This window comes from Pseudomonas sp. KB_15 (assembly GCF_052114525.1).
In the GTDB taxonomy this organism is placed as follows: domain Bacteria; phylum Pseudomonadota; class Gammaproteobacteria; order Pseudomonadales; family Pseudomonadaceae; genus Aquipseudomonas.
This window is the reverse complement of the sequence record NZ_JBFREX010000395.1, coordinates 1-350: the sequence shown is the minus strand read 5'-3', so window position 1 is coordinate 350 and position 350 is coordinate 1. Positions and strand designations below refer to the sequence as shown.

Below are 350 nucleotides of genomic sequence, written 5' to 3'. Positions count from 1 at the left end.
GTGCTGGAGCACTGGCATTCCGGCTCGATGACCCGCCGTGTGCCCGAGCTGTACCGCGCCTTCCCCAACGCCGTGGTGTTCATGCATCCCGAGGATGCCAAGGCGATGGGACTGCGGCGCGGCGTGGAGGTGGAGGTGGTGTCCCGGCGCGGGCGCATGCGCTCCCGGATCGAGACGCGCGGGCGCGACCAGCCGCCGCGCGGGCTGGTCTTCGTGCCGTGGTTCGACGCCAGCCAACTGATCAACAAGGTGACGCTGGACGCCACCTGCCCGATCTCGCTCCAGACCGACTTCAAGAAGTGCGCGGTCAAGATCGTGAAGGTATAGGGGGGCCACGCCATGCGATCAAC

The 350-nt window shown here is 67.7% G+C and carries 1 protein-coding gene; it reads left to right on the top strand.

Annotation, left to right across the window (positions count from 1 at the left end):
• On the top strand, positions 1 to 327 hold a 327-nt coding region (locus tag AB4Z35_RS31450), incomplete at its 5' end, for a molybdopterin dinucleotide binding domain-containing protein (RefSeq protein ID WP_442101360.1).
• Between the last annotated feature and the right edge of the window lie 23 nt (positions 328 to 350).